Annotated in this window: 14 protein-coding genes; 9 read left to right on the top strand and 5 right to left on the bottom strand. The window is 60.5% G+C overall.

Annotated features, from left to right (window positions below; translation table 11 throughout):
* Window positions 1-110 precede the first annotated feature (110 nt).
* The 4 genes from AC0L30_RS17200 (at window position 111) to AC0L30_RS17185 (ending at window position 6,155) form a co-directional block, all read left to right on the top strand.
* Window positions 111-2,366 (top strand): polysaccharide biosynthesis tyrosine autokinase, encoded by a 2,256-nt coding sequence (locus AC0L30_RS17200; protein ID WP_473404788.1) that lies wholly within the window; start codon window positions 111-113, stop codon window positions 2,364-2,366.
* Window positions 2,367-2,403: 37 nt separating this feature from the next.
* Window positions 2,404-3,123, top strand: coding sequence for a hypothetical protein (locus AC0L30_RS17195; protein ID WP_473404787.1), 720 nt, complete (start codon window positions 2,404-2,406; stop codon window positions 3,121-3,123).
* A gap of 736 nt (window positions 3,124-3,859) precedes the next feature.
* On the top strand, window positions 3,860-4,915 hold the full coding sequence (locus tag AC0L30_RS17190) for an ABC transporter substrate-binding protein (protein ID WP_473404786.1): 1,056 nt from the start codon (window positions 3,860-3,862) through the stop codon (window positions 4,913-4,915).
* Between the two features lie 883 nt (window positions 4,916-5,798).
* A complete protein-coding gene (locus AC0L30_RS17185; protein WP_473404785.1) occupies window positions 5,799-6,155 on the top strand; it encodes a hypothetical protein in 357 nt (118 codons plus the stop codon).
* 211 nt (window positions 6,156-6,366) lie between these two features.
* Here the strand turns inward: AC0L30_RS17185 and AC0L30_RS17180 are convergent, their stop codons facing one another.
* Entirely contained in the window at window positions 6,367-7,098 is a 732-nt protein-coding gene (locus tag AC0L30_RS17180) for a nucleotide-binding protein (protein WP_473404784.1), read from the bottom strand.
* Between the two features lie 190 nt (window positions 7,099-7,288).
* Between AC0L30_RS17180 and AC0L30_RS17175 the strand changes: the two genes are divergently transcribed.
* Window positions 7,289-8,731, top strand: a complete 1,443-nt coding sequence (locus AC0L30_RS17175) for an exopolysaccharide biosynthesis polyprenyl glycosylphosphotransferase (RefSeq protein ID WP_473404783.1) — start codon at window positions 7,289-7,291, stop codon at window positions 8,729-8,731.
* Window positions 8,732-9,113: 382 nt separating this feature from the next.
* Window positions 9,114-10,637 carry a hypothetical protein gene (locus AC0L30_RS17170; protein WP_473404782.1) on the top strand — a complete coding sequence of 508 codons (1,524 nt, stop codon included), beginning with the start codon at window positions 9,114-9,116 and terminating at the stop codon, window positions 10,635-10,637.
* Window positions 10,638-10,868: 231 nt separating this feature from the next.
* Here the strand turns inward: AC0L30_RS17170 and AC0L30_RS17165 are convergent, their stop codons facing one another.
* The 4 genes from AC0L30_RS17165 to AC0L30_RS17150 form a co-directional block, all read right to left on the bottom strand.
* A complete protein-coding gene (locus AC0L30_RS17165; protein WP_473404781.1) occupies window positions 10,869-11,384 on the bottom strand; it encodes a class I SAM-dependent methyltransferase in 516 nt (171 codons plus the stop codon).
* Window positions 11,385-11,649: 265 nt separating this feature from the next.
* Window positions 11,650-14,052 carry a glycosyltransferase gene (locus AC0L30_RS17160; RefSeq protein WP_473404780.1) on the bottom strand — a complete coding sequence of 801 codons (2,403 nt, stop codon included), beginning with the start codon at window positions 14,050-14,052 and terminating at the stop codon, window positions 11,650-11,652.
* Complete coding sequence (locus AC0L30_RS17155) at window positions 14,046-16,604, bottom strand: glycosyltransferase (RefSeq protein ID WP_473404779.1); 2,559 nt, start codon at window positions 16,602-16,604, stop codon at window positions 14,046-14,048. The genes AC0L30_RS17160 and AC0L30_RS17155 overlap by 7 nt, the downstream gene beginning before the upstream one ends.
* A 5-nt stretch (window positions 16,605-16,609) precedes the next feature.
* Window positions 16,610-17,788, bottom strand: a complete 1,179-nt coding sequence (locus AC0L30_RS17150) for a glycosyltransferase (protein WP_473404778.1) — start codon at window positions 17,786-17,788, stop codon at window positions 16,610-16,612.
* A 250-nt stretch (window positions 17,789-18,038) separates the two neighbouring features.
* Between AC0L30_RS17150 and AC0L30_RS17145 the strand changes: the two genes are divergently transcribed.
* From AC0L30_RS17145 to AC0L30_RS17135, 3 genes are all read left to right on the top strand, one after another.
* A complete protein-coding gene (locus AC0L30_RS17145) occupies window positions 18,039-18,947 on the top strand; it encodes a hypothetical protein (RefSeq protein WP_473404777.1) in 909 nt (302 codons plus the stop codon).
* A gap of 274 nt (window positions 18,948-19,221) precedes the next feature.
* Window positions 19,222-21,471, top strand: coding sequence for a peptidase domain-containing ABC transporter (locus AC0L30_RS17140; protein ID WP_473404776.1), 2,250 nt, complete (start codon window positions 19,222-19,224; stop codon window positions 21,469-21,471).
* Window positions 21,461-22,810, top strand: a complete 1,350-nt coding sequence (locus AC0L30_RS17135; protein WP_473404775.1) for an HlyD family type I secretion periplasmic adaptor subunit — start codon at window positions 21,461-21,463, stop codon at window positions 22,808-22,810. Before AC0L30_RS17140 ends, AC0L30_RS17135 begins: the two co-directional genes overlap by 11 nt.
* Window positions 22,811-23,075: the final 265 nt, after the last annotated feature.

The following is a 23,075-nucleotide window of genomic DNA, read 5'->3' as shown; positions in this document are numbered from 1 at the left end:
GCTAGGCTGCCGCATGGCTTGGGCTTACGGATCGGCTTCGCCCCGGATGTCTCGGCGCTGTTGGCAGATTTTCAATCCAGAGATAATCGATCCATTTCAGGAACCGATAGATGTTGCAGGTGAACAAGCGGTCCTCCGAGATCAATCGCGATTTCGCCGAGGCCGACGGCTCCCCGCCGCAAACGCTAACCTCCTACGTCGAGATCGTCCGGCGCCAGTTTCCGACTATAATCGCAATCGTGTCCGCCTGCTTGTTGGTGGCGTTGCTGTATCTCTTTACAGCGGCGCCGCAGTTCACCTCGAGTGCCTCGATGGTGATCGACACCCGCAAGGTGCAGCTATTCCAGCAGCAGTCCGTGCTCGGCGACATCGCGGTCGATTCGGCGACCGTCGAAACGCAGGTGGAAATCCTTAAGTCCGAGAATATCAGCCTCGCCGTCATCCGGGATTTGCATCTGATCGACGACCCGGAATTCACGGGCAGCGGGGGTGGCCTTCTCGGTGCGATGATCGGCTCGCTCACAGGGCTGTTTTCGAGTGGCCGTACCTCTTCCGAATTCGAGTTGACACGGAAGTCGCTGCAACGCTTCGAGCATAGCCGGACAGTCAAGCGCTTGGGCCTCACCTATGTCATGGAGATCGGCTTCACCTCGCGGGATCCTGCCAAGTCCGCCCGGATCGCCAATGCGATTGCGGACGCTTATATCGTTGATCAGCTTGAAGCAAAATACCAAGCGACGCGCCGGGCGAGCGTCTGGCTGCAGGACCGTATCAAGGAGCTGCGGACTCAGGCTTCGACGGCGCAAAGGGCCGTCGTGGATTTCAAGCAAGTCAACAACATCGTCGACACCGGCGGCCGGCTGATGAACGAGCAGCAGCTCGCCGAGGTGAACAGCCAGCTGGTGATGGCGCATGCAGGCACCGCCGAGGCCAAGGCGCGGATGGACCGCATCAACGACATCCTCAAGCAGGAGATTCCGGATGCCAACGTCGCCGACGCGCTGAAGAACGACACGATCGTCAAGCTGCGCGGCCAATATGTCGACATGGCCTCGAAGGAATCGATCTGGGCGATGAAATACGGCTCGGACCATCTGGCCGCGGTCAACCTCCGTCGCCAGATGGCCGAGATCAAGAAGAACATCATCGACGAGCTGAGGCGCATCCAGGAATCTTACAAGAGCGACTACGACATCGCCCAGACCCGCGAGGAGGCGATCAAGTCGAGCCTCGCCAACGTTGTCTCGGAATCGCAGCTCACCAACCAGGCGCAGATCCAGCTCCGCGAGCTCGAGAGCACCGCGCAGAGCTACCAGGCGATGTACGACAATTTCCTGCAGCGCTACATGGAAAGCGTGCAGCAACAGTCGTTCCCGATCACCGAGGCGCGCGTGATCAGCGCGGCTACCACGCCTCTGGTGAAGAGTTCCCCCAAGAGCATGGTCATACTGGGTGCAGCGTTGCTTGGCGGCCTGATGCTGAGCTTTGGCGCGGCAATGGCGCGGGAGCTCACCGACAAGGTGTTCCGGACCACGGCGCAAGTGGAAGAGGTGCTGGGTGCCAGCTGCATCGCGATTCTGCCGACGCTGGACGAGGCTGCCGCGTCATTCCCCGTCCCCGGCAAGCTCGGCAAGAAATCCGACAACCCGCAGCCCAATCTCCTGCGCTATGTCGTCAACGTTCCGCTCTCTCGCTTTGCGGAGGCCGTGCGTTCGCTGAAGGTGGCAGTGGATCTCAATTCAATCGTTCGGGAGAACCGGGTTCTGGCAGTGACCTCAACTTTGCCGAGTGAGGGCAAGAGTACACTCTCAAGCAATCTCGCGCAGCTGATGGCGCATAGTGGTGCTCGTGTCATCCTGGTAGATGCCGATTTGCGCAATCCCTCGCTATCGCGCGCGCTGGCACCGCACGCAGAGACCGGGCTAGTCGATGTCATCGCGCAGAAGGTGCAGTTGGAAGACGCGCTCATAGTCGATCCGGAAACCAAGCTGTCGATCCTGTCCGCTGGCAAGACCTCGAAACTGCTGCACACCAACGAGATCCTCGCCTCCCAGCCGATGCGCGACCTAGTGGCGCGGCTCCGCTCGAAATACGATTATGTTGTGCTCGACATGCCCCCGATGGCACCTGTGGTGGACGTGCGGGTCACCTCTTCGTTTGTCGATTCCTACGTCTTCGTGATCGAGTGGGGGAAGACCAAGATGGACGTCGTCAAGCACAATTTGCGTGGTGCGCCGGAGATCCAGGACAAGCTGCTCGGGGTCGTTCTGAACAAGGCGGACACTAAGTTGCTGGCGCGCTATGAATCATACCACGGCCGCTATTACTATCAGAAGTACTACGCCCGTTATGGCTATGTGGAATAGCGGCCGCATCGCGCGGCAAGCGTGCAAGCGGGCGCCGATGCTGCTGCTTGGCGTGCTTGGCGTGCTCTGGTCGTCGGCCGTGCTGCCGTCGTTCTGGCGAGTGATGCCGGCCCGTGAGCTTTCGACGCGAATTCTGCTGGATGACCGCTTTAAACCCGGCGTACTGAGCAAGGTGCTAGCACGGATCGAGCGGCAGTCTGCTCCGCTCCTTCTGCCTCATGAGCTTGCGCGAGCGGAAGCGCTGGTACGGCTTCGTGTCGCCGAGGAGGCCGTCGCGCGGGCAAGTTCGGAGGACGCTGAACGCGAGGTGGCCTTGACCTTGGAAAAGGTCAGGTCCTCCCTTTCATTAAATCCCACTGATTCCTTTCTTTGGCTGATGCTCTATTCGGTCGAGACAATGCGCAACGGTTTCGATCCCAGCAACGTCAGCTATCTCGATCAATCCTATGCCATGGCGCCGCGGGAAGCTTGGGTTGCACTCCGCCGCAACCGGTTGGCGCTCGCGATCTTTCCGAACCTTAGCGAAGCAGTACAGGCAAAGGCAACGCAGGAGTTCGCTGGGATGGTTGAGGGCGATTTCATCGACGATGCTGCGATCAATTTGAAGACGGTGGGTTGGCTCCGTCGGGACCGCCTCCTCGCGAGCTTGGAGCACGTGGATATCATTCAGCGTAAGTCGCTCGCAAAAAAACTGGTCGGAGATGGTTTGAAGGTCAGAGTTCCGGGCGTTGAGATTGATGAGAGGTTGTGGCGGTGATCATCAAAATTTCTTCCCGATCGATTCGTGCTGTCGCCGTCTATTTCGCTTTTCTGCCGATATTTGGCGCCCATGCGCAAGCGATTAGCCGGAGCCCCTCTCGGCTTACGATACAGGGGCCGGCAGAACAGTCTTACCAGCCGGTGCTCCGCGACGCATTGGGACGACCTTGCCTGGACGTCGAAGCTGCGGCTCGCGCCCACGTCATCAACCCGACCCTAGTCGACCACGTTGTCAGCGTAAAGAACAGCTGCCCACGTTCGATAAGCGTCAAGGTTTGCTATGTGAACTCGGACAAATGTAACGCTTTTGATGTCGCCTCGTATAAGCGAGTCGACACCATTCTTGGAACGATGAGCGGAATAAAAAACTTCAAGTATGTCCTTTTGCAAAGGTAGTTACCTGCAAGCGGATTTGCTCTCTTGTTTGGATCACTTCGGGGCGATGATCAATCAAAGGTGCCGTGTGATTGCGCTACGTTGCTCCGGCAGACCGACGTATTCGTAAGCGCTGCCGGTGACCACGTCGTCATGCGGCAAGCTTACGAGAATGGATTGCGCAGAAGCGCGGGACCACAATCGAAATCACAATGTCGGAATGAGCTCTCGAACACGATCGTGATGCAAATGATCAGAGAAACAGGTGATTTCTTGACATTGCTTCGCCTGCCAGACTTGATGGGCGAAGCGCTCACCACAAGAACCTGCCAATGGCTCGGGCACGATCGCGAGGAACGGTGAGCGGCGAATACAAGCGGTTCACGCTGCTTATTCTGGTCGGGACGGCTGTTGTTGGCGCGATGATCCTGGCGCTCACGCGGGAGCCGTTGCCGGTGACGAAACGCCTGGAAGGGGCCACGCAACTTAGTCTGCTGCTGGATGGTCCCTTCGGAGCGCGGTTCGCCGGAGAAATGACCGCCGGCAAGCGAGAATACTTCGCTCCGAACGTCGCGGTGCGGACCGATCCGAACAATCCCGATTTTGTCGCGGCAGTTGCGCGTCAGGATGCGATTGGTGTGACGAGCAGCTATAAGTTCCTCTTGGCGGCTTGGCGCGGCGTTCCAGTCACCGCCTTCGCCGCAAGCTTCCTTGATACCTCTGTTGCGATTTTCACGCTCGAAAGCTCTGGCTTGCGGCGGCCGGCTGATCTGGTCGGTAAGCGCGTCGGCTACCGCCGAGCCACCGAGGGCGACGTCATCTTTGATGCCATGATCGCGCAGCTCGGCCTGCCGCGGAGTCAGATTACCAAGGTCGCCGATCGCGACACTTTCGACGCGCTTCGAGCCCACGAGGTGGAAGCCATCATCGCCCTCGTCGATGATCAGCCAAGTCCGTCTGTTACGAACGGCGATGTCCGGCTAAATGTCATCAAACCGCAGGATTACGGGATTCACGTTCCGGGGCTGGTCTATTTCGCCAGCAATGATCTCATTCGTGACCAGCCCTCCCTGGTCACGGAAGTGCTCCAAGGTCTGATCCGAGGTTGGCATTTCGTCTATACGGACTATGCACAGAGCGTTCCTGTGCTTGTCGGATTCGACCCGGAGAGGCTGGACCCAGACCGTGTCAGATTTGAGCTGCAGCAACAGCGGGACCTGATTCTGCCGACAGGTGGGCGGATCGCCGACTATGACGAAAGCCGCTGGAGAACTCTTCGTGACATTCTCCTTTTTGCCAAGCTTGGGGAGGAAGAGGTGCCCCTTGCCCAATTGGTCAACTATCAGCTGTTGCGGGACGTCTATCGTCGCCCGCCGGATCTTGCCACATCGCGGACCGGGAGGGGCAAGAACTAGGTCGGACATGCCACAGTTCCGGGCTATTTCGCCTCAGGGGGCGATTTCGTCTGGTGCCCCGGTTGCTTAATGACCCGATGGGTTGATAATCTGCTTTGGATATGTGAGCCGGATTGCTGGGTGGGTCACGGAGCTCGGTCGCCGCTGGGTCCGTTCGTTTCGACAATCTAGCGGGCTATCGGTGAATTGGGTTGGGGCAAGGAGCTTTACGAATGTTGCAGACGTTCGCGCGGGTGGGTCTTCTGAGCTTGGCTGCATCGTTTTGTGCGGCCAGCGGCGCAAGCGCTGCTATGCAGATGCCTGCGAGCGCAGCTCTGCTGACCGGTGAAGGCCAGGCAACACCGGTGACCTTCTGGGCACAGTCTTACCCCTATCGCTACGTGCCATCGCGCCGCTGTCCGCAGGTCCGCGTCGAGACACCGTATGGTTGGTACTGGGATCGCGTTTGCGAGCCTGTAGGCCCTGTCCTCCGCCGCGCATACTAATCGAGCCTCGAAAGTTCAGCCGGCTGATTGAAGCGGCCGACGTTGTCGTCTGAGGTCCCAGCGCTGCGTGACACGCGGCTGGTTTGCCACGGCCTGGATGGGGGCCGAGCGTCAGTCGGTCCGAAGCCGCGGAACTCGCGACCTGCGCATATTTTTCCGTGGAAAGTCCCGACCACGAACCTATCGATTTCAAATTCCGAAACCAGCTGCAAGCGCTTCTGGGCGCCGCAAGGGCGGTGATATAATTTGGGGCTTGCTTTAATGATATATTGTGATTTAATTTTAATATAAATAGACTTTATATTTTGCCTCGGCCAAAATACGAATGGATCGGCAAAGGACATCGACCACAAACTGCCCACAACAGAAATCACACCGCGCTAGGATTTTGCTAGCGAATGGCATGGGCAGGCAACGAGGCGAAAGGTTCGGCGTTGAGTGATTTGCCCAATGTGACTACCTTGGCATTGTTGAACCTCATCCGGCTGCTCGCCGCAGAACTGGTTGCCGGAGAGCATCGCGATGACTGCGCCAAGCTGATCGAGGCGATGGATAGACAGCTGACGGCGACGCCCCTGCCAAGAGGTATCGACGTCAACGATGCCCGTGCCGGCATAGCGAATGCGCGAGAGCTTTTGCGGCCCTACATCAAGCATGTTGGAGATCAGGCCCAAGCCGCGCATGCCCGCGATCAGGCGGCGCAGCTCGAAGGCAATCAAGCCTCGGGTTTGCCCAGGTTGAAATATCTCCAATAGTCGCCAGCTGGCGCGCCGCTCAGACGAGCAAGGCTCGATCGAACATCGGGGGGCTTGTGCTGTCGTTCGCGCGTGCGGGTGTTCTGCGCGCTTGTTGCAATCGGTTACGATAGGAAATGGCTTCGCTCCGGGTATCCAAGCGAGTATTTGTGAGTTCACCGCCGCGTTTAAAGCTAGTGTTAAAGGTCGTCTATCTGCAGCGGCAAAATAATCAGGTCGCCGGCAGGCGGGAGGCGTCCATCGCCTGCCGGACTGCTTGAAGTACGGGCCCGCTCAGTCCGGCAAGCTCCGTCGCGATGGCGTAACCTCGAGGGACTATCCCAGCCGAGAAGGCGCGGACATAAGCGAGCCGTGAAGCGATCGGGCCGCAGACCGTCTCTCCCATTTCGCCGAGCGCCTCTACGATTTGCTGGCCTTCCAGCGTTCGGAGATCGACCCGATTGGGGACGAGAAAGGTCGGGACGTCGGCGTCCCGCTTGCTACGCGCGAAGGCGATGGCTGAAATTGTTTCCTCTGTGGCGCTCAGGTCGAGCCCCGAAGCTGTACAAGGCAGAACGACAATGTCAGCCACGGCCACCGCAGCGCCAACCGCGTATTCGTGCGGCGGAGTGTCGATAATGGTGATGCTGCCTGGCGATGAGCCGACGAGCCTCGCCCAGCGGGCTGCTTCACCATAATGCAGCGGCACTTCCGAGACGCGAAAGGGAAGCCGTCCAGGCGCAGCCCATTCCGCAGCGGATCGCTGTGGATCGGCATCAATCACATCCACCAAAATGCCACGTTGGTGCAAATCGCCCGCCAAGCTTATCGCAATGGTCGTCTTGCCCACCCCGCCTTTTCGTTGGACAACCGAGATCACCGAGCGCATGTAGCTGTTCTCTATTCGAGCGTTGCGCCCTTTCCGCCGATCGTCTCCCATCAATCCAACGAATGATTTTCCCATTCAAGTCTCGATGAGTTCTGCGGAAATTTTGGCGATAGAGTGTTGTATTCTTGCCGGTCGCGCTTTCGACCGTGGCCGGTCGGAAGCAGGGGCGATACCGCATCACCGCAAATGACTCGCCAAACGTTGCAGTTGCCTCTATAAGGCACGCTTAATTTTTCCTTAATTCGGTTACAGCTGAGTCATTATTGTGGCTGACATTACCCACTATCGGCCGTCCCGAGAAGCAGGGAGCGCGGCCAGGGTTTTGGGCGTGCGGCTTGGCATCCCCGGCTACTCGGTTGGTCCTGCGGTATTTTTCGCCGATCTTTGTCTGTTGGTCCTTGCGAGTGTGGTCTCTGCTGTCGGCTATCATCGCATCATGCTGCAGGAGGTCGGAGATATCACTACCTTCATTGGCCTTGCCTGCGCCGTATCTTTCTATCTCTCGATCGTTCTGACTTACCGCGGCAACTATTCCGTGAGACAACTGATGCGGCCCGTTCTTCAGTGCCGCGAACTCACGCTGGCATGGATCGCAGTCTTTCTCATGCTTGTCACGCTGGCCTTCCTGCTGAAGGTCGGCCCCAATCTCTCCCGTGGTGCCACCGTCACCTTTTTTCTGACCGGCTGGAGTGCGCTGGTCGGCTGGCGCGCGCTGCTTGGCGCGCAGTTGCACCACGCACGCGCCAAGCGTGTGATCGCAGCGCGGCAGGTGGTTGTCGTCAGCGATCGGTGCGTTGAAGAAGCCCGCCCCTGCCTGCAGGATCTTGCGTTTCACGATTACGATGTTGCGCGATTTCTGGTTCTCCCTGCGTCAGATGAGCTTGACGAATTCAGTCGCGAACTGACCGAGGCCGCTCGGCCAGAGTATCGCATCGACAGCTTCTTTTTGTTGATGGACTGGGGCAGGCTCGATCGTATCGATCGGCTCGCGGAAATCCTGCGTGCGGTGCCGATATCGGTGCGGCTATTTCCGGATTCCAAGGTTTCGCGCTTTCTTGGACAGCACGCATTGTCCGTCGGAGGGGTTTGGGCGACCGAGATACAGCGCGCTCCGCTGAGTCTCGAGGAGCGCTTTGCGAAGCGCACGCTCGATATCGCGGTCTCGGCCGTGCTGCTCGTTCTGGCGTCGCCGTTGATGCTGGCCTCTGCGCTGCTTGTCAAGCTCGGCTCAAAAGGATCGGTGCTCTTCAGGCAGGCCCGTACCGGCTTTAGCGGAGTGCCGTTCAGAATCTTCAAGTTTCGCACGCTCACCACGATGGATGATGGTCCTGTCGTGAAGCAGGTATCACGCAATGACGATCGTCTGACGGGCGTGGGCCGCTGGCTGCGACGGACCAGCATCGACGAGCTGCCGCAGTTGTTCAATATTTTGCGCGGCGAGATGTCGTTGGTGGGACCGCGGCCCCATGCCGCGGCGCATACGGATTATTACGGACAACTCATCGCCAACTACGCCTATCGGCATCACGTCAAGCCCGGCTTGACTGGGTGGGCGCAGGTCAACGGTTTCCGCGGCGAGACCACGCTCTCGCAGATGAAAGCGCGCGTCGATCACGACCTCTGGTACATCGACAATTGGAGCCTGTGGCTCGACGTCAAAATTCTGCTGAAGACCTGCATCGTTCTGCTCAGATCCTCCGCTTATTGAATGAGGCTAATTATTGGTATTTCCAAGGATTTCAATCAAAAGGTGTGCGCCGCCTGCATGCCGAAGGATGAAAGTTCCGTAAATCTCCATGTTCACCATCTGCTTCAAAAGCGTGCTCGCAAATTGGGCGTTATTGCACTCAGGGGCGGCTGGCCGAGTTCCCGTGATGGCATGTTATTGATTATAAAGTGAAATTTTCTAGATCGCGGTGCACAATTCTAATGATTGACTCATATACCTCTGGCCGGCTATCTAACCAATAGTTAAGCATACCTCGTGTTCCACCTGCCTTTATGGGCAAGTGGGCGTCCGTGGGTGCAAAAGGCGAATTTGTGGAATGAACCGGGGGGTTGTTGCAACCTTCGGGCAAAAGGGGCAGTCGATGTCTACTTATGACTATACCGAAGCTCAATTTAACACGCTCATAGGCCCCCACGTCGATCCAACGACGCTTACCGAGATCGATAATTATCTGATTTCCAAGGGATTCTTTCCCGACACCATTCGAGTTCAGGGGCTGAACGGCTACCAGCCCGTCGATCCGACGGCGAATGTCCTCATCGAGGGGGACTCGCCGGCAGGTATTACGACGGACGCCAACGATGCACTGATCGTGGTCGAGCCCGGCGGAAGCCTTGCGGTCCGCGGGACGCAGGACGTCGGTGTTGTGATTGCCGACGGCGGTCCCGCCAAGGTCACGCTGCTCGACAGCGGCAACGATGTGGTGTGGGGCAGCTCAGGCAACGATACGATTACCGCAGGCGCCGGCAACGACACGATCTACGGCGGCGATGGCAACAACTTCTTGATCGCCGGAACGGGCAATAGCTCCATTTACGGGGGCTCCGGCGATGATGTGCTCTATGACGGCAACGGCGGCAGCAACCATTTCATCGGGGGCGGTGGTAACGATACGTTCTATGGTGGTTCGGGTAACGACACGCTCGAGGCTACCGGGAATGGCCACAACGTGCTCTATGCCGGTAGCGGCAGCCAAACCCTGATCGCGGGCAGTGGCGGCGATACCTTGTGGGGCGGTGCTGGCAACGACTCGATGATCGGCGGCACAGGCAACGACCTGATCGTTTCGCTCGGGTCGGGCAGCAACACCCTGGTCTCGGGCGGTGGCAACGATATCCTGCAATCTGCGGGCACGGGCAACGATTTGCTGGTTGGCGGCTCTGGCAACAGCACCCTGACTGCTGGCGCCGGCAACGACACCCTGACCGGCGGTACGGGCAGCGAGCTGCTGACTTCGGCGGCCGGTGGCAACACGACGATAACCGGCGGTGGCGGCAACGACACGTTCTACGCCTCGGGCTCCGGCAATGTGTCGATGACCGGTGGCAGCGGCAACGATACCATGTACGCTGGCGGTAGCGGCAACGACACGCTGGTGGCCGGCTCTGGCGCCACATTGATGTATGCTGGTGACAGCTCGGGTACGGATTCGTTTACGCTCAATGGCAACGACACGCTGTTCGGCGGCTCCGGCATTGATGTGGTCAACATCAGCGGCTCGGGTAACCAAGCCAACTTGGATGGCGCGTCCGTGGCAATTGCGACCGTCACCGGTAGCGGTGCAAACACAATTTGGGCAGGGTCTGGCAGCGATACGATCGATGCCTCCGCATCCTCGGGCAACAACCTCTTCATCAGCGGTTCGGGAACTGCGTCGATCGCTGGCGGCTCGGGCAACGATCAGTTCGAGGTTACGTCGATCACCAACAGCACGATCGATGGCGGCTCGGGCAGCAACGTGGCCTTCATGGATGGCCTCAATTCGACCGACGTCGCGATCAACACGACGGCGGGTGTTACCACCGTTGCTTATGGCGGCAACACGCTAACCTTCACCAACGTGCAGGACATCATCTTCAACGACACCGACTACAAGCCCACCTAAGCCGCTTCGTGGACCTGACGATGAGGAGCGCCCCCAGTTCTGGGGGCGTTTTTTTGTTCTCAGTAACCTCCACCCGATCGTCCGATCGTCCACGTTTGGCCACGGCTGGGTGCCCTGATTCTCCTCAGGACGCCGGGCGTGCTATTGCAAAGTAAGGCGAGGGAACAATTGGCCGCGCTCGATCCTAGTCCGTGCCTCCGAGTCGGGTGCAGAAGCGGACCGAGCGGCACACTAGTCAGTGAAGTCGAGCCCGCCGTCGTGCAATTCGTCTAAAATCAGTGGCTTCTCGGCCTGTGGCATCAGCGCCAATGCGTAGAAGTCGTAGCAGTTGCCCTTGATCACCAGCACCTCCTCGAAGCGGGCTTCCAGCAGCAGGCGCGCGATCCGTTCTTCCGTGAAGCCGCTGTTGTGGGCCATGTAGTGGTTGCCCTTCTCGATCGACGCGGCGTGTCCGTAGATCATGTCGAGCGCGGTGATGGGGCCAAGCGGCGATTCGTAGGCGATTTGTTCGCCGCGGCCCTGGGCAACGAGTGCCGCAATGGGTTCGAGATCGGGTGAGGTGATGAGCGCGAACCCATCCGGCTTCAACACGCGACCGATTCCCCGCAGCGCAGAGCGGACGTCGTGGGGATGCAGGTGCTCCAGGCTGTGCGAACAGAAGACTGCGTCAAAGCTCCTGTCGGCAACCGGACTGAGATCCTCGAGTGATCCGACGATGTCCGGGGACACGCGGGGGTCGACGTCCATGCGGACTTCCTGCCAGCCGCCGTTGCGGAAGGTGCGCTGCAGTCGTTCGGGATTGACGGGCCCGCTTCCAGCATTGAGGACCTTCTTTAGCATTGCACCAAACCCAAGAAATGAATGACTTTCGCGGTCAGCGGCTGAATTACAATCACGTGCACCTGCTCAGTATTCCCAACACCCGCCGCCTCGTAGCTCGTGGCTCAGTCAGCCGCATTTCGGCTCGCTTGGTGCTGCTAGAGAAGCTCGCATTGAATTTCAACGACATTGATCAAAATCCCGGTGGGAGCTCGATGGGAGAGGGAGGCAGATTGACGCGGGCCGTCCGTCCCCGGGGAGGCCAAGCCAGGGCGGAAAATGGCACCGCATCAAGCGAAAGATTGGGATTGTAGTAAGGATCCTCGAGAAGATGCTCGCCCCATTTGTTGCGGAGGTTCCGGAGCTCGCGCTCGAAGCGCGCGGCCTTTTCGCCAGCCTGGTCACGGCCGCGGCTGGCCGATTCGTGGTGATAAAGCCGGGCCGACGGGGTCCAGACGATGCGTTTGCCCTGGCTACGAAGCTTCAGGCAGTAGTCCACGTCATTGAAGTTCACGGGAAAGCGTACCTCGTCAAGCCCGCCCACGGCCAGATAGTCGCTGCGACGAGTCAATAGACAGGCCGCGGTAACCGACCCGCATTCGCGCGCAACCTTCAACATGTCTCCGTAGCCTTGATCACTGGCGAGCCGGTCATTACCGATATGTTGGGCTCCAAAACTCGGACCGAGAGCAACGCCGGCATGCTGGATCATGCCGCTCGGCCACAACAGCAGTGCACCGACGGCGCCCACGTCACGCTCGACAAGCCGGCCCTGCATCTCGGCCAGCCAAGCGGCGTCCATCGCCCTGATGTCGTTGTTGAGCAGCAGAACGTCGTCGCTGTCGCAGGCTTCGACGGCGAGATTGTTGAGCCGCGCGAAATTGAATGCTCCGGGGATGGCGAGCACCTCTGTGCCGCCGCGTTTAAGTGTGCCGAGATAGTCAAGCATGTCGGCATCGCCTGAGTCGTTATCGACGACCAGCACGCGCGCTCGTGCGTGGCTGAGCGCTGGCGCAATGCTTGAAAGACAGGTTTGCAGCAGTTCCTTGCGATTGCGAACCGGAACGATCACCGTGAGTGTGCGAGACTTCGATTTTCGCCTCACCCGGGCCGCGGGCAATAGCGCGCCGCGCTGAGCGGTTGCCTCTGCCATAATACCGCGCGCCGATAGATGGTCGAGGCTTGCTTTAACCAACAGTCGGCTGTGCGCGGCCAGATCCGGCAGCGTCATGCGCGCGAGCGGAATCGGTACATGAGCGACCTGCTGCTTGTGCAAAGCGCCATCGCCGTCGAACTGGCTGTTGAACAGGCGGTAGAGGCTGGTTGGACGGGCTTCGAGCGCAGCCTCCACGGAGGCGCGGTCCATCGCAAATAGCTGCGCGCAATAGCCCTGTTCGAGCATCCGTTCATAATCGAAGGCCGGCAGAGCCAATGGCCAGGGACGTCGATCCTCGCCATCGATCTCCAGATCACAGTACATCAAGCGAGCCTGCGGTACCGCGGCAAAACCTGCAATGAGACTTGATAGTGCGGCGCTGCCGAAATCGGTCCCGGCCTGTGCGAAGATCACGATTTCAGCGTCGCGTCCGTCGTAAGCCAGGAACTCGCGCAGCTCATCCGGATCAAACGTTCCCGGCCCGTCCAGTGGCGGGAGGGCGGCGGCGACCCAATTGTTGTGCTGTTGCTGCTCCAGGCTCTCCAGTGAAGTACCCTCGTCGCCTCCCGCAACAAGCACCACGGCAGTGGCGCGGTCGGCGGAAGAGCCCGCACCGGGAGGCGGCGATTGCCCTCCCAAGTCCCAGCGCTTGCGCCAGTCTTCATAGGCCGTGAACGGCGCGGAAGCCGGCAATAGACGATCGAGCATCCGACCGCGCAGACGTTCGGATTCCGTTTCGCCGAAGTCGGCAAAGAACCGCTCCATGGCATCCGGAAAGGCTACAAACGTCAAAGGCGCCACAGTCAACTGCAACTCATCTTCCGTGATGAAGTGAACCCGCCTCACCCGTCCGTCCGCATAATCGGTCGGCAGATGGAGATCGAAGGCCTTGACGAGGTTGGCATTGTCGATGCCGCCAACATGGCTGAAGCCGCTGGCGCGGGCTTCCGCCACGGGCTCGCCCTCGACGACGGCGCGAACCATCGGCGACTCCGCCGCTGGGCAGCGCACCCACCCCTGAAATCGCAAGCCGCCCATCCAATCGACAGCGCCCAGGCCGCGGCTATCGGTGGCTTTCTCCAAAGCGTCATCCAGCTGAATTGAAGAACCGATCGCGTCCGCGCTATTGGCCATGCGGACCTCGACGCTCCGGCTGTCGGCCAGCATGTCAGGCGCCAATGCAAAGGAGAACCCGTAGCAGGCATCGCCAATCCTTTGCAAAGCGAGCTGCGGCACGTAAGCCTCGGCACGGGCAAGCCGCACAGGCACGCCATCGAGCAGGAGCTCAACCACCAGCCGGCGTGAAAGATCGTTCGGGTCGTAGATGAAGCCGGAGAAATTGGCCTCATCGGTCCGCGCGAATTCATGGCGAAGCGGGTCTATAGCCGAATGCGGCACCGGAGCCGCGCCGGCACGCGATGGACGGCGGAGCTTCACCATTGCCGCGCGCTCCAGCTGAGTAGGTCTTGCGCGGCTGCGGCCACGTTGCTTGAGGGGGGCATCGGCAAATCGGCACCGTGCGTAACGACACTGCCGAATGACCAGTCGAAGAAAGCGAGTGGCACACCGACCTCGTTGAAGGCTGCCGTCATCAACGGGTGGCCGAACAATGGAGCACGCCGGGCAATCAGAACTCCGCCAAGACCATGAAGTGCTGCCGTGCTGGCCAAGTCCTTGGCGGAGACGGCGCCGGTGACCATCAAGTTGCCAAGCGCCATCAGTGCCAGATCGTCGAGAGTTTCACCCAACACGACGATTCCGGTTTCAGGTCGCTCATGTCGGATGCGCCGAATGAGATCCCGCATGAAGGCAAAATCGAGTGCTGCCAGGCCAACGGGAAGCACGCCGAGTGCCTCGCCGCGCGGCATCACTGCGCCCCGCTGCTCGTTGCTGTGGAAGACCTCAGGACTATTGACCAGCCTGACCCGCTTCGCAGCGTTCGGAGGCAGCCGTCGTCTCAAGAAGGTCTCCGCCACCGTATCGGGCGCGAGGATACAGCTGCCGCGGGTTAAGAGCTTGAGCCAGCTCTCGGACGTATCGCAGCCGCAGTTGCATTCCTTGTCATCAAGAAGGGCAGGGCAGAGACGGCCTTTTTGATCGAGACCTCCGCAAGAACACCACAGTCCGCCGTCGGCGACCAGGAGATCGACCACCGCGCCTCGGTCAACCAGGGGGCGCACAAGAGCGGTGGGTATATTGGCCGGATCAGCGACGACCACGCGCGGGGGCGCGATTGCGGTCAGGGTCTCGACCAGCGTCGGCTCGTCGGCAGGAAGCCGGAAGTCGAGGGATTGCGGAAAGTCGGGCCCGGCATCACGCATGGCAAGCGTGGTGTTGCCCCGATTAAGGGACGCGACAAGCGCGGGCTTGCCGGGTTGGGCAGCGTACCGCTTTGCGACCTCCATCGCCACGCCGACGCCGGACAAGACGATGGTCGATCCCTTGCGACCGGCGATGAGCTCGCGCTCAATTGCGCCACGGCTCGATTTTAATGGGTCCAATTCCTTGAAGGCTGCGCTTTCGTTGCGATACTCCGGAAAGCGCAAACGAAGTCGTCCGAGATTGAGGACCACCAGGGCACGTTTTTCGGTCTTGAACGAGGCCGAGCCGGAGTGGCCTACATAGACCGATGGGGCGCAAACATTGCGAAAACCGCTCTGGCGCGCGCGAAGGCAGAGATCAACATCTTCGAGATAGCCGCGATGATAATGGTCGGATAGTCCACCGACCGCGTCGAGACAGGCGCGGGTGATGTAAAGGCAAAAGCCGATACCGTCCGGCATATCGACCAAGCGACCGGCGTTGACGCGCGCGGCAATTGCGTCCAGGTGCGCGACGTCCTGGATCGAAGGCAAGGGATTGGAGGTAAAGGCGAGCGGCAGGCTGGTGGCTTCGCCATTGTTCGACAGCGGTGTGACTGTGCCGATGTCGGGAGCCGCATGAGCTACGTTGCTCAGTCGCCTCACGAAGCCGTCTGGCACCACGGTGTCGGAGTTAAGCAGGATCACATCGCCGGCGCGGATCGTATCGAGCGCACGATTGACGGCACCGATAAACCCCAGATTATCGGCGTTGCGGATCAATCGCACGTTCGAGGCGGTTGCAACCGAGTCAAGCAGCATCGCGATGCGCTTGTCGGGCGTTGCATCGTCGACCAGGACTACCTTGATCCCTTCGTCATCCGCGATCGCGTTCATCAGGCTTTTGAGACAGCGTTCGGTCGCTTCGAAATCGTCATAAACCGGGACGACCACCGTCACTTCGAAGGTGCGATCCTTGCTGCGGCCAGCCGATTTCGTCGTGACCGGCGTGTGATGCTTTACCGGGCGGGCAGCAAGCGGCGCCGGAAACGCGGTTTGGATCATGACGCGTCGGCCAAGCTGCAGGCTCACCAAGCGGCGGGTCGGAGAGGCCGGAAACGGCACGCTGAAACTTGCCGCATGCTCGATTTTGCTTGCCAAGGCGTGCTGCGGGTCGCTTTCAATCACATGAGAGATGCGGGTCTTGTCAGTCTCGATCCACAGGCTCAATTGCCCGTGGCCCTGCCAGGCCGCCCAGCCCGTGATGCTGTCCCCGATGCGGTGGATGGCACCCAACGACGTTTCCCCCTTACCCTTCAGCCGTGCGACGGCTTCGCCCAGCAGAGCCATGTCGCGATCGAGCTCGATCAACCGGCGGGCAGCACACGCACGCTGCTCGTCGTCGCCCCATTGCATCAGGCGCCGATTGGCGGCGAGATCGTCCGGTGCGAGCTCGAGTGCTTTAGTGACGTCTGAAAGTGCCGCGGCTGCAAAGCCGGATTGACGGGCTATTTCGGCGCGGAGTGTGTAGTGGCGTGCCTGGGCAACGGGAAGGATGCGGCAGCGACGGTCGGCGAGGCGAAACGCCTCGGCCAGCTTGCCGCGGGCGAGATTTGCGATAGCTGCTCGTTCCAGCGCTGCAGGGTGTTGCTCCGGATCGAGAGCTGCAATTCTGTCCAACACCGCGCCCATCCGCTCTAGCGCTTGCGGCTGGCCGCGGCCCGTTTCGGCCGTGCGGCGCGGCCTTTGGCAGCGATCCTGTAGAAGTCCATCAGGCGCGGCAGGCACACGGTTTCGAGATCGTAGCGGCTGACCACGGTCTCGCGGGCTGCGCGGCGCATGCCGGCAAAGCGGCGCGGATTGGCCAGCGCCTCGATCACGCGTCCGGACAACTGTTCGATATCAAAAAACGGCACCAGGAGGCCATTGGAGCCGTCAATGATCTCGCGCAAGGGGGCAGTATCGGAGCCGATCACGAGGCAGCCCGCGCTCATGGCTTCCAGCAGCGACCAGGACAAGACGAACGGATAAGTGAAGTAGACGTGAGCGCTTGAGATCTGGAACGCCTTGAGGAAATCCTCGCGGCTCAAGTCCTCAGTGAAATGAATGCGGCTGGTATCGACCTTGCCTTGGATCTCGCGAGAGAAAAAGGAGCGCCAGCTGTGGCCTTCCGGGGGTGATAGCCCGTAGGGAATGCCCGAGCCGCCCACGATCAGAATCTGGGCCTTCGGCCGGGCCGCCATGATCGCCGGCAGTGCGCGCAGGAAGCAGTGGAAACCGCGCAAAGGTTCGTGGCTTCGGGTCGCAAAGGTGACGACCTCGTCGGCCTTGGTCAACACCTTGCCCGAAGGCAGCGTCAATATAGCGTTGTCTCGGGGACGAATGGCCTCGGTGTCCACGCCTTCGTGGATCACCTCGATCTTGCTCTGGAATTCGGCGGGATAGGTGGAGCGCTGCCACAAGGTCGGCGAAAGGCCTGCATCCGCATCGTCGAGCGCCAGCAGAGTTGCGGCGTTCTTCAGGTGAATGCGGACGTGGCCATCCACGCCCATGTCGGGGAATTCCGCATCAAAGCCGACGTCCTGCCCGTTAGCGCGATAGTAGAATTCGCAATAGGCGATAATCCGCGCCTGGGGAAACAGCGGTCGTAAGGGCAGCATCTCGCCCCAGCCGGGATGGGCGACGACCAGATCGGGTACGAAGCCCTGCTGCTTCAGGTTCGAGGCTGAATAGAGCACCTGCTCGGCACGGCGGCATTCCGCCTCAAAACGACGCGCAAAGGGGTGGGCGGCGGCGAGCTCGCCATCGGGGATCATGTACTTCTTTAAGGAGACGCCAGCAATCGAACGCGCGTTCGGCGCTCCGATCGCCGCCATCTGGACGTCGTCGCGGCCGGAAAGAGCCTTACACAGTGGTAGAAACTGCGCGGGGAAATTATTATGAACAAAAAGAATTTTCTGCATGAGTCCTTCGCAGCGGCCTGCGCCCCAGTCTTAGCACTGGAATCGCGCAGCTTGCAGCGCCGACACAATTTAACGCTAAAAAAGCTTTTGCTAAGCTGCGCTGGCCTGCATCTTGCCTAACAGGCGGTGGGGTCGCTATGATGCGCCACATCTGGGGGTTCCAATGAAATTATCGACACTGCAGAAGTCGCTCGATCTGCAGAAGGGCCTGTTTTTGATCCGCTACGACTCGGCGGAGGACGTGGCGCAACCGCCGAAAGTCAGCCTTTCGATCGATTCCCGAGCGGCTGGGTCGGCAGAATTCCTCCTGCCACCCGACATTGACGAGCCGATCCTGTGGTCACCGGGGGCCAATGTCGTCATTCGGTTGTCCGCCCCAACTCGCATTCAGGTTGAGGTGAGCGCGCGGTCGCCTGGCGGTTCACTTGGCGCGCGCATCCAGTCGGCGTCGCTTTCGACGGACCCGCTTGGCTTGGCAGCCTTGGATGAGCCGCCGATTGATCTTTCGGGTCTTCGTTTGCTCGGTCACTTGGCCGGCCGCGGCGACACGTCCGCGGGGCTCGGCGAATGGCTCGGCGGCCCGATGGCCCCAACCCGCATCGAGGGGGTCGGTCTTGATTGGGCGCGGCGGCCGCAAAACTTCGGACTGCGTCATTCGGTTCGGGTGGGTGGACCGGGTGAGCCGAGGGCGACCGAGTTCGTCGAGGCCGGAGGATATTCGGGCACCCGCGGACGGGCGCTGCCGTTGGTCGGGGCTACGTTCGAAGTGTTCGGCCCGGCGGCCCAGCATTACGAGATCACGGCTGACGCCATTTTCCTGGGTTCACCGCAGATGAAGGTTACCGGACAGCGGGTTGTGGTCTCCGGGCCAACGGGGCGAGAGCCCCTGGTCGGATTGCGGCTGCAAATTGCCTCGACAAAGGTTGCGGTGCCGCCGGCCCGATCGGCGCCTGCGACGGCGAGGCAAGAAATGCCCGTTGCGCCGGCCGTGGCTGAGGCGGCGCCCACTGGTCCCGTTCGTAGTGGCAGCGGACGCGTTCGTGTGTTTCGCAGTCGGGCGGTAAAGGGTTAAAATTCAAAGGAAATTCCTTGCAGTGCGGGATGACCGGCCTTGGGTGTCGGCGACGGGTCGAGACGGGATCTGTCGAGAGCGCAAAATCGCGAAACATGCCCATGATTCAGGCATTTATGATGTTTTGATTTCGGCATGAACGACCTGTGCCCACGCAATGAAAGATTGGTTTTCGGCTTTCAAAACGCTAAAGTTGATTGAATGCTTCGCAAGTGCACAATGAAGCGAGGCGGATGCGTCGTCCGGTAGGACCGCTTCAGGAATAGAGGTTTGCATGACCGTCGATGTTTCATCCGACACTGCTCCGGATGTCTCGCTTGCTGCGGTTGAGAACACTGGGCCGACCGGCCTTGCGGCGCTCGTCATCGTGGCGCGGCAGCATGGACTGCATCTGACCGTCTCGCAGCTCATCCACGAAAACGTGCTGGGCGGCGGCGAGGTTGCGACCTCCGAGATCGTCAAGTGCGCTAACAATTCCGGCATGAGGGCCAAGGTCGTCCGCCTCGATTGGGACGGGCTCAGCCATCTGAAGAAGGCGTTGCCGGCGATCCTTAGTCTCAAGGATGGCAGCAAGATGGTGCTGCTGCGTCTGGAGGGGGATGAGAATAACCCGCGCGTCGTGCTGCGCGATCCCAATGTCGGCGAAGACGCGCTACTGGTGATCGACCGCATCCGGCTTGAGGATATCTGGACGGGTGAGGTCGTGCTCGCCAAGCGCGACTATGAAATCTCGGACGAGACCCAGCCGTTCAGCTTCGGATTTATCACGGCGTTGATCTTCCGTGAGCGCCGCATGGTGCGGGACGTCGCCGTCGCCGCACTCGTGCTCGGCCTTCTGGCACTGGCGCCGATCATGTTTTGGCGGCTACTGACCGACAAAGTGATGTTCTACAGAGCGTTCAATACTTTCTATGTGCTGTGTCTTGCAATGGCCGTTATCATCGCCTTTGAGACGGCGTTCTTTGTGTTGCGCCAATATCTGGTTCACAGTCTGACCGCGCGGCTGGATGTCAAGCTTTCGACCTACGTATTCGAGAAGGTGCTCAATCTTCCGATCGACTACTTCGAGCGCAACCAAATTGGCTTGATCGCGCGCGATATGCGCGAAATCTTCAGGGTGCGCACGTTTCTGGTAGGACAGGTCTTCGGGACGATTCTGGATTCGACTACACTGATCTTCTTCCTGCCCGTGATGTTCTTCTTCAGCCCGCTGCTGACGTTCGTTGTGCTAGGCTTTTCGGGACTGATCGTGGGGTGGCTGGTCCTGATGCTGCCCTTCTATCGCAAGAAGTCGGCCGCCGTCATCGCAGCCGAGGGTGCGCAGGGCGCCTTCATGGTGCAGAACCTGAATGGCATTCGTACCGTGAAGTCGCTGGCGCTCGATGCGCGCCAGAAGCACACGTGGGATGTTCATGTCGCCCGCGTCGCCAAGGCGCGGCTGGCCGAGGGTATCGCGGGCGTGACGATCCAGGCGGTCGTAAAACCGCTGGAGCGGCTCACGGTGAGCGCGCCTTTTGCGATTGGTGTCTACCTGGCGATCAGCACGGCCGACCCTGTTTATGTGGGAGCACTGTTTGCCTTCTTGCTGTTGTCCCAACGCGTAGCTGCGCCCTTGATGCAGATGGCGCAACTCGTCAACCAGCTTGACGAAGCGCGAATGGCCGTCGCTATCGTCGGCAACCTGGTCAACCAGGAGCCTGAGGAGGGACGTTCCGGACACGGCGTGCAGAGCCTACTGCAGGGCCACGTCGAATTCGCCAATGTGACGTTCAAGTACAAGGGCGCGGTGTCGCCGGCGCTCAACGGTGTTTCGTTTGAGATTCCGACCGGCACCACGCTGGGCGTCATGGGCAAGAGCGGCTCCGGCAAGACCACGATTACGAGGCTTTTGCAGCGGCTGCACTCTGATTATGGCGGGCTGATCAAGATCGACGGCATCGACGTGCGCGAATACGATGTCGATCACCTTCGACGCAACATCGGGGTGGTGCTGCAGGAAAACTTCCTGTTCAGCGGCTCGATCCGCGAGAACATCGCGGCGGCCAAGCCGGACGCGACGTTCGACGAGGTGGTGCAGGCGGCCCGCATGGCCGGCGCAGAGGAGTTCATCGACAAGCTGCCGCGCGGCTATGAGACCCATATTTACGAAGGTTCACCCAATCTGTCGGGCGGCCAGCGGCAGCGCCTTGCGATCGCGCGCGCCCTGATCGTGAACCCGCCAATCCTGATCCTGGACGAGGCGACCAGCGCGCTCGATGCCGAGAGCGAGGCGATCGTCAATGCCAATATATCGCGGATTGCGCATGGCCGGACGCTGATCATCATCTCGCACCGCCTGTCATCTCTGGTCGATTGCGACGCGATCCTCGTGCTCAATCGCGGCGCGGTGGACGACGTCGGCAAGCACGAGGAATTGCTGGCGCGCAATGAGATCTACGGCAGTCTCTGGCACCAGCAGAACAGCCACAACCTGCCGGCGCGTCGGCCGCGCGCGAAAGTCGGAGGGCCGACCCTTGTCTCGTAACCCCACCGCGCTCACCACCGTCCGGCAGTTCCAGTCCGAATCCGACGAAATCCGCGAGGCCGCCGAGCCGCTTGCCGCTCGTGCGACCTTGTGGGTCCTGGTCGCCTTTCTGGCCTCGCTCGTCGCGATCATGTTTCTGACGCGACTTGACCGCGTCGTGTCCAGCGTCGGCGGCAAGGTCGTGCCACTGGACCAGATCAATGTGCTGCAGGCGCTCGATCCGTCCATCATCAAGACCATCGACGTGCGCGAAGGTGAGCAAGTTCAGGCCGGGCAGTTGCTCGCGACTCTCGATTCGACCTTCGCCTCGGCCGACGTCACCCAGTATAGGCAGCAGGTCGCAAGCCTCGAGGCGCAGGTCGTGCGCGACAAGGCGGAGCTCAGCAATTCGCCGCTGGTTTTTCCCGAGCGGCCGAATGCCGAATTCAAGAACTACGCCGCCCTGCAAAAGGCATTGTACGACCAAAGGAGGGCGCAATACGCCGCCCAGGTCACCAGCTTCGATTCCAAGATCAGCCAGACCGAGGCGACGATCCAGAAGCTGCAGAAGGACGACGAGCGCTATGCCCAGCGCGACGACGTCCTGCAGAAGATCGAGTCGATGCGCTCGTCGCTGGCCGAAAGCGGCAGCGGGTCCAAGCTCAACCTCTATATCTCGCAGGATGCCCGCCTCGAGCTGCTGCGGCAGATGGACTCGACGCACAACAGCCTAGTCGAAGCGCAGCACCAGCTCGACTCACTGAAGGCCGATCGCAACGCGTTTAGCCAGCAGTGGAATGCGCAACTCAGCCAGGATCTGGTGACGACGCAGAACACATTGGACGCGGCAAAGGCCTCCTATGACAAGGCGCTGAAGCATCAGGACCTTGTTCGGCTGACGGCGGACGAGCCGTCCGTGGTCTTGACCATGGCGAAGCTGTCGGTCGGCTCGGTGCTGAAGCAGGGCGATCCCTTCATCACGCTGATGCCGGTGAAGACGCGCCTCGAGGCCGAGATCAAGCTCGCCTCGCGTGACGTCGGCTTTGTCAGGGCCGGCGATCGCTGCACGCTGAAGATCGATGCCTTCAACTTTGCCGAGCACGGCACCGCCGAAGGCAAGATCCGATGGATCAGCGAGGGGGCCTTCACCACCGACGACAACGGCCAGCCGGTGGACGCCTACTACAAGGGGCGCTGTTCGGTGGACAAGGCGGATTTCCGCGACGTGCCGGCGAATTTCCGGCTGATCCCGGGCATGACGCTTACCGGCGATGTCCATGTCGGCACGCGGTCGGTCGCGATGTACGTGATCGGCGACATGCTCAAGGGCCTCGGCCAGGCCATGCGCGAAGCTCAATGAGCATGGCCGCGAGCATGCGCAGGCCCGGACTGCTGAGCCGGCTGAAGCCATGGGCCGCGCTTGGCCCCGACGCGCTGGTTCAGCGCGGCGTAGATGCCTATGACCGCGGTGCCTTCATGGAGGCGTTCGAGACATGGCGGCGTGCCGCGGCGGGCGGGGGCCCCCCGGGGGGGGGGGGGGGGGGGGAAAAAAAAAAAAACCCGGGGGGGGGGGGGGGGGTGGATTTAAGAGGCGGGGGCGGGGGAGTGGTGGGCGCCCGCGGCAG

The organism is Bradyrhizobium sp. MI1.11 (assembly GCF_055811255.1).
Note: the sequence above shows the minus strand (reverse complement) of the source record. Positions and strands in the feature narration are given on the sequence as shown.

Bases quoted from the DNA above. Each gene is read 5' to 3' on its own strand.
- AC0L30_RS17200 (WP_473404788.1), top strand. From the start codon at position 111: ATGTTGCAGGTGAACAAGCGGTCCTCCGAGATCAATCGCGATTTCGCC.
- AC0L30_RS17185 (WP_473404785.1), top strand. From the start codon at position 5,799: ATGGCATGGGCAGGCAACGAGGCGAAAGGTTCGGCGTTGAGTGATTTG.
- AC0L30_RS17140 (WP_473404776.1), top strand. From the start codon at position 19,222: ATGACCGTCGATGTTTCATCCGACACTGCTCCGGATGTCTCGCTTGCT.
- AC0L30_RS17170 (WP_473404782.1), top strand. From the start codon at position 9,114: ATGTCTACTTATGACTATACCGAAGCTCAATTTAACACGCTCATAGGC.
- AC0L30_RS17145 (WP_473404777.1), top strand. From the start codon at position 18,039: ATGAAATTATCGACACTGCAGAAGTCGCTCGATCTGCAGAAGGGCCTG.
- AC0L30_RS17160 (WP_473404780.1), bottom strand. From the start codon at position 14,052: ATGGTGAAGCTCCGCCGTCCATCGCGTGCCGGCGCGGCTCCGGTGCCG.
- AC0L30_RS17150 (WP_473404778.1), bottom strand. From the start codon at position 17,788: ATGGCGGCGATCGGAGCGCCGAACGCGCGTTCGATTGCTGGCGTCTCC.
- AC0L30_RS17180 (WP_473404784.1), bottom strand. From the start codon at position 7,098: ATGGGAAAATCATTCGTTGGATTGATGGGAGACGATCGGCGGAAAGGG.
- AC0L30_RS17155 (WP_473404779.1), bottom strand. From the start codon at position 16,604: ATGGGCGCGGTGTTGGACAGAATTGCAGCTCTCGATCCGGAGCAACAC.
- AC0L30_RS17165 (WP_473404781.1), bottom strand. From the start codon at position 11,384: ATGGACGTCGACCCCCGCGTGTCCCCGGACATCGTCGGATCACTCGAG.
- AC0L30_RS17195 (WP_473404787.1), top strand. From the start codon at position 2,404: ATGCTGCTGCTTGGCGTGCTTGGCGTGCTCTGGTCGTCGGCCGTGCTG.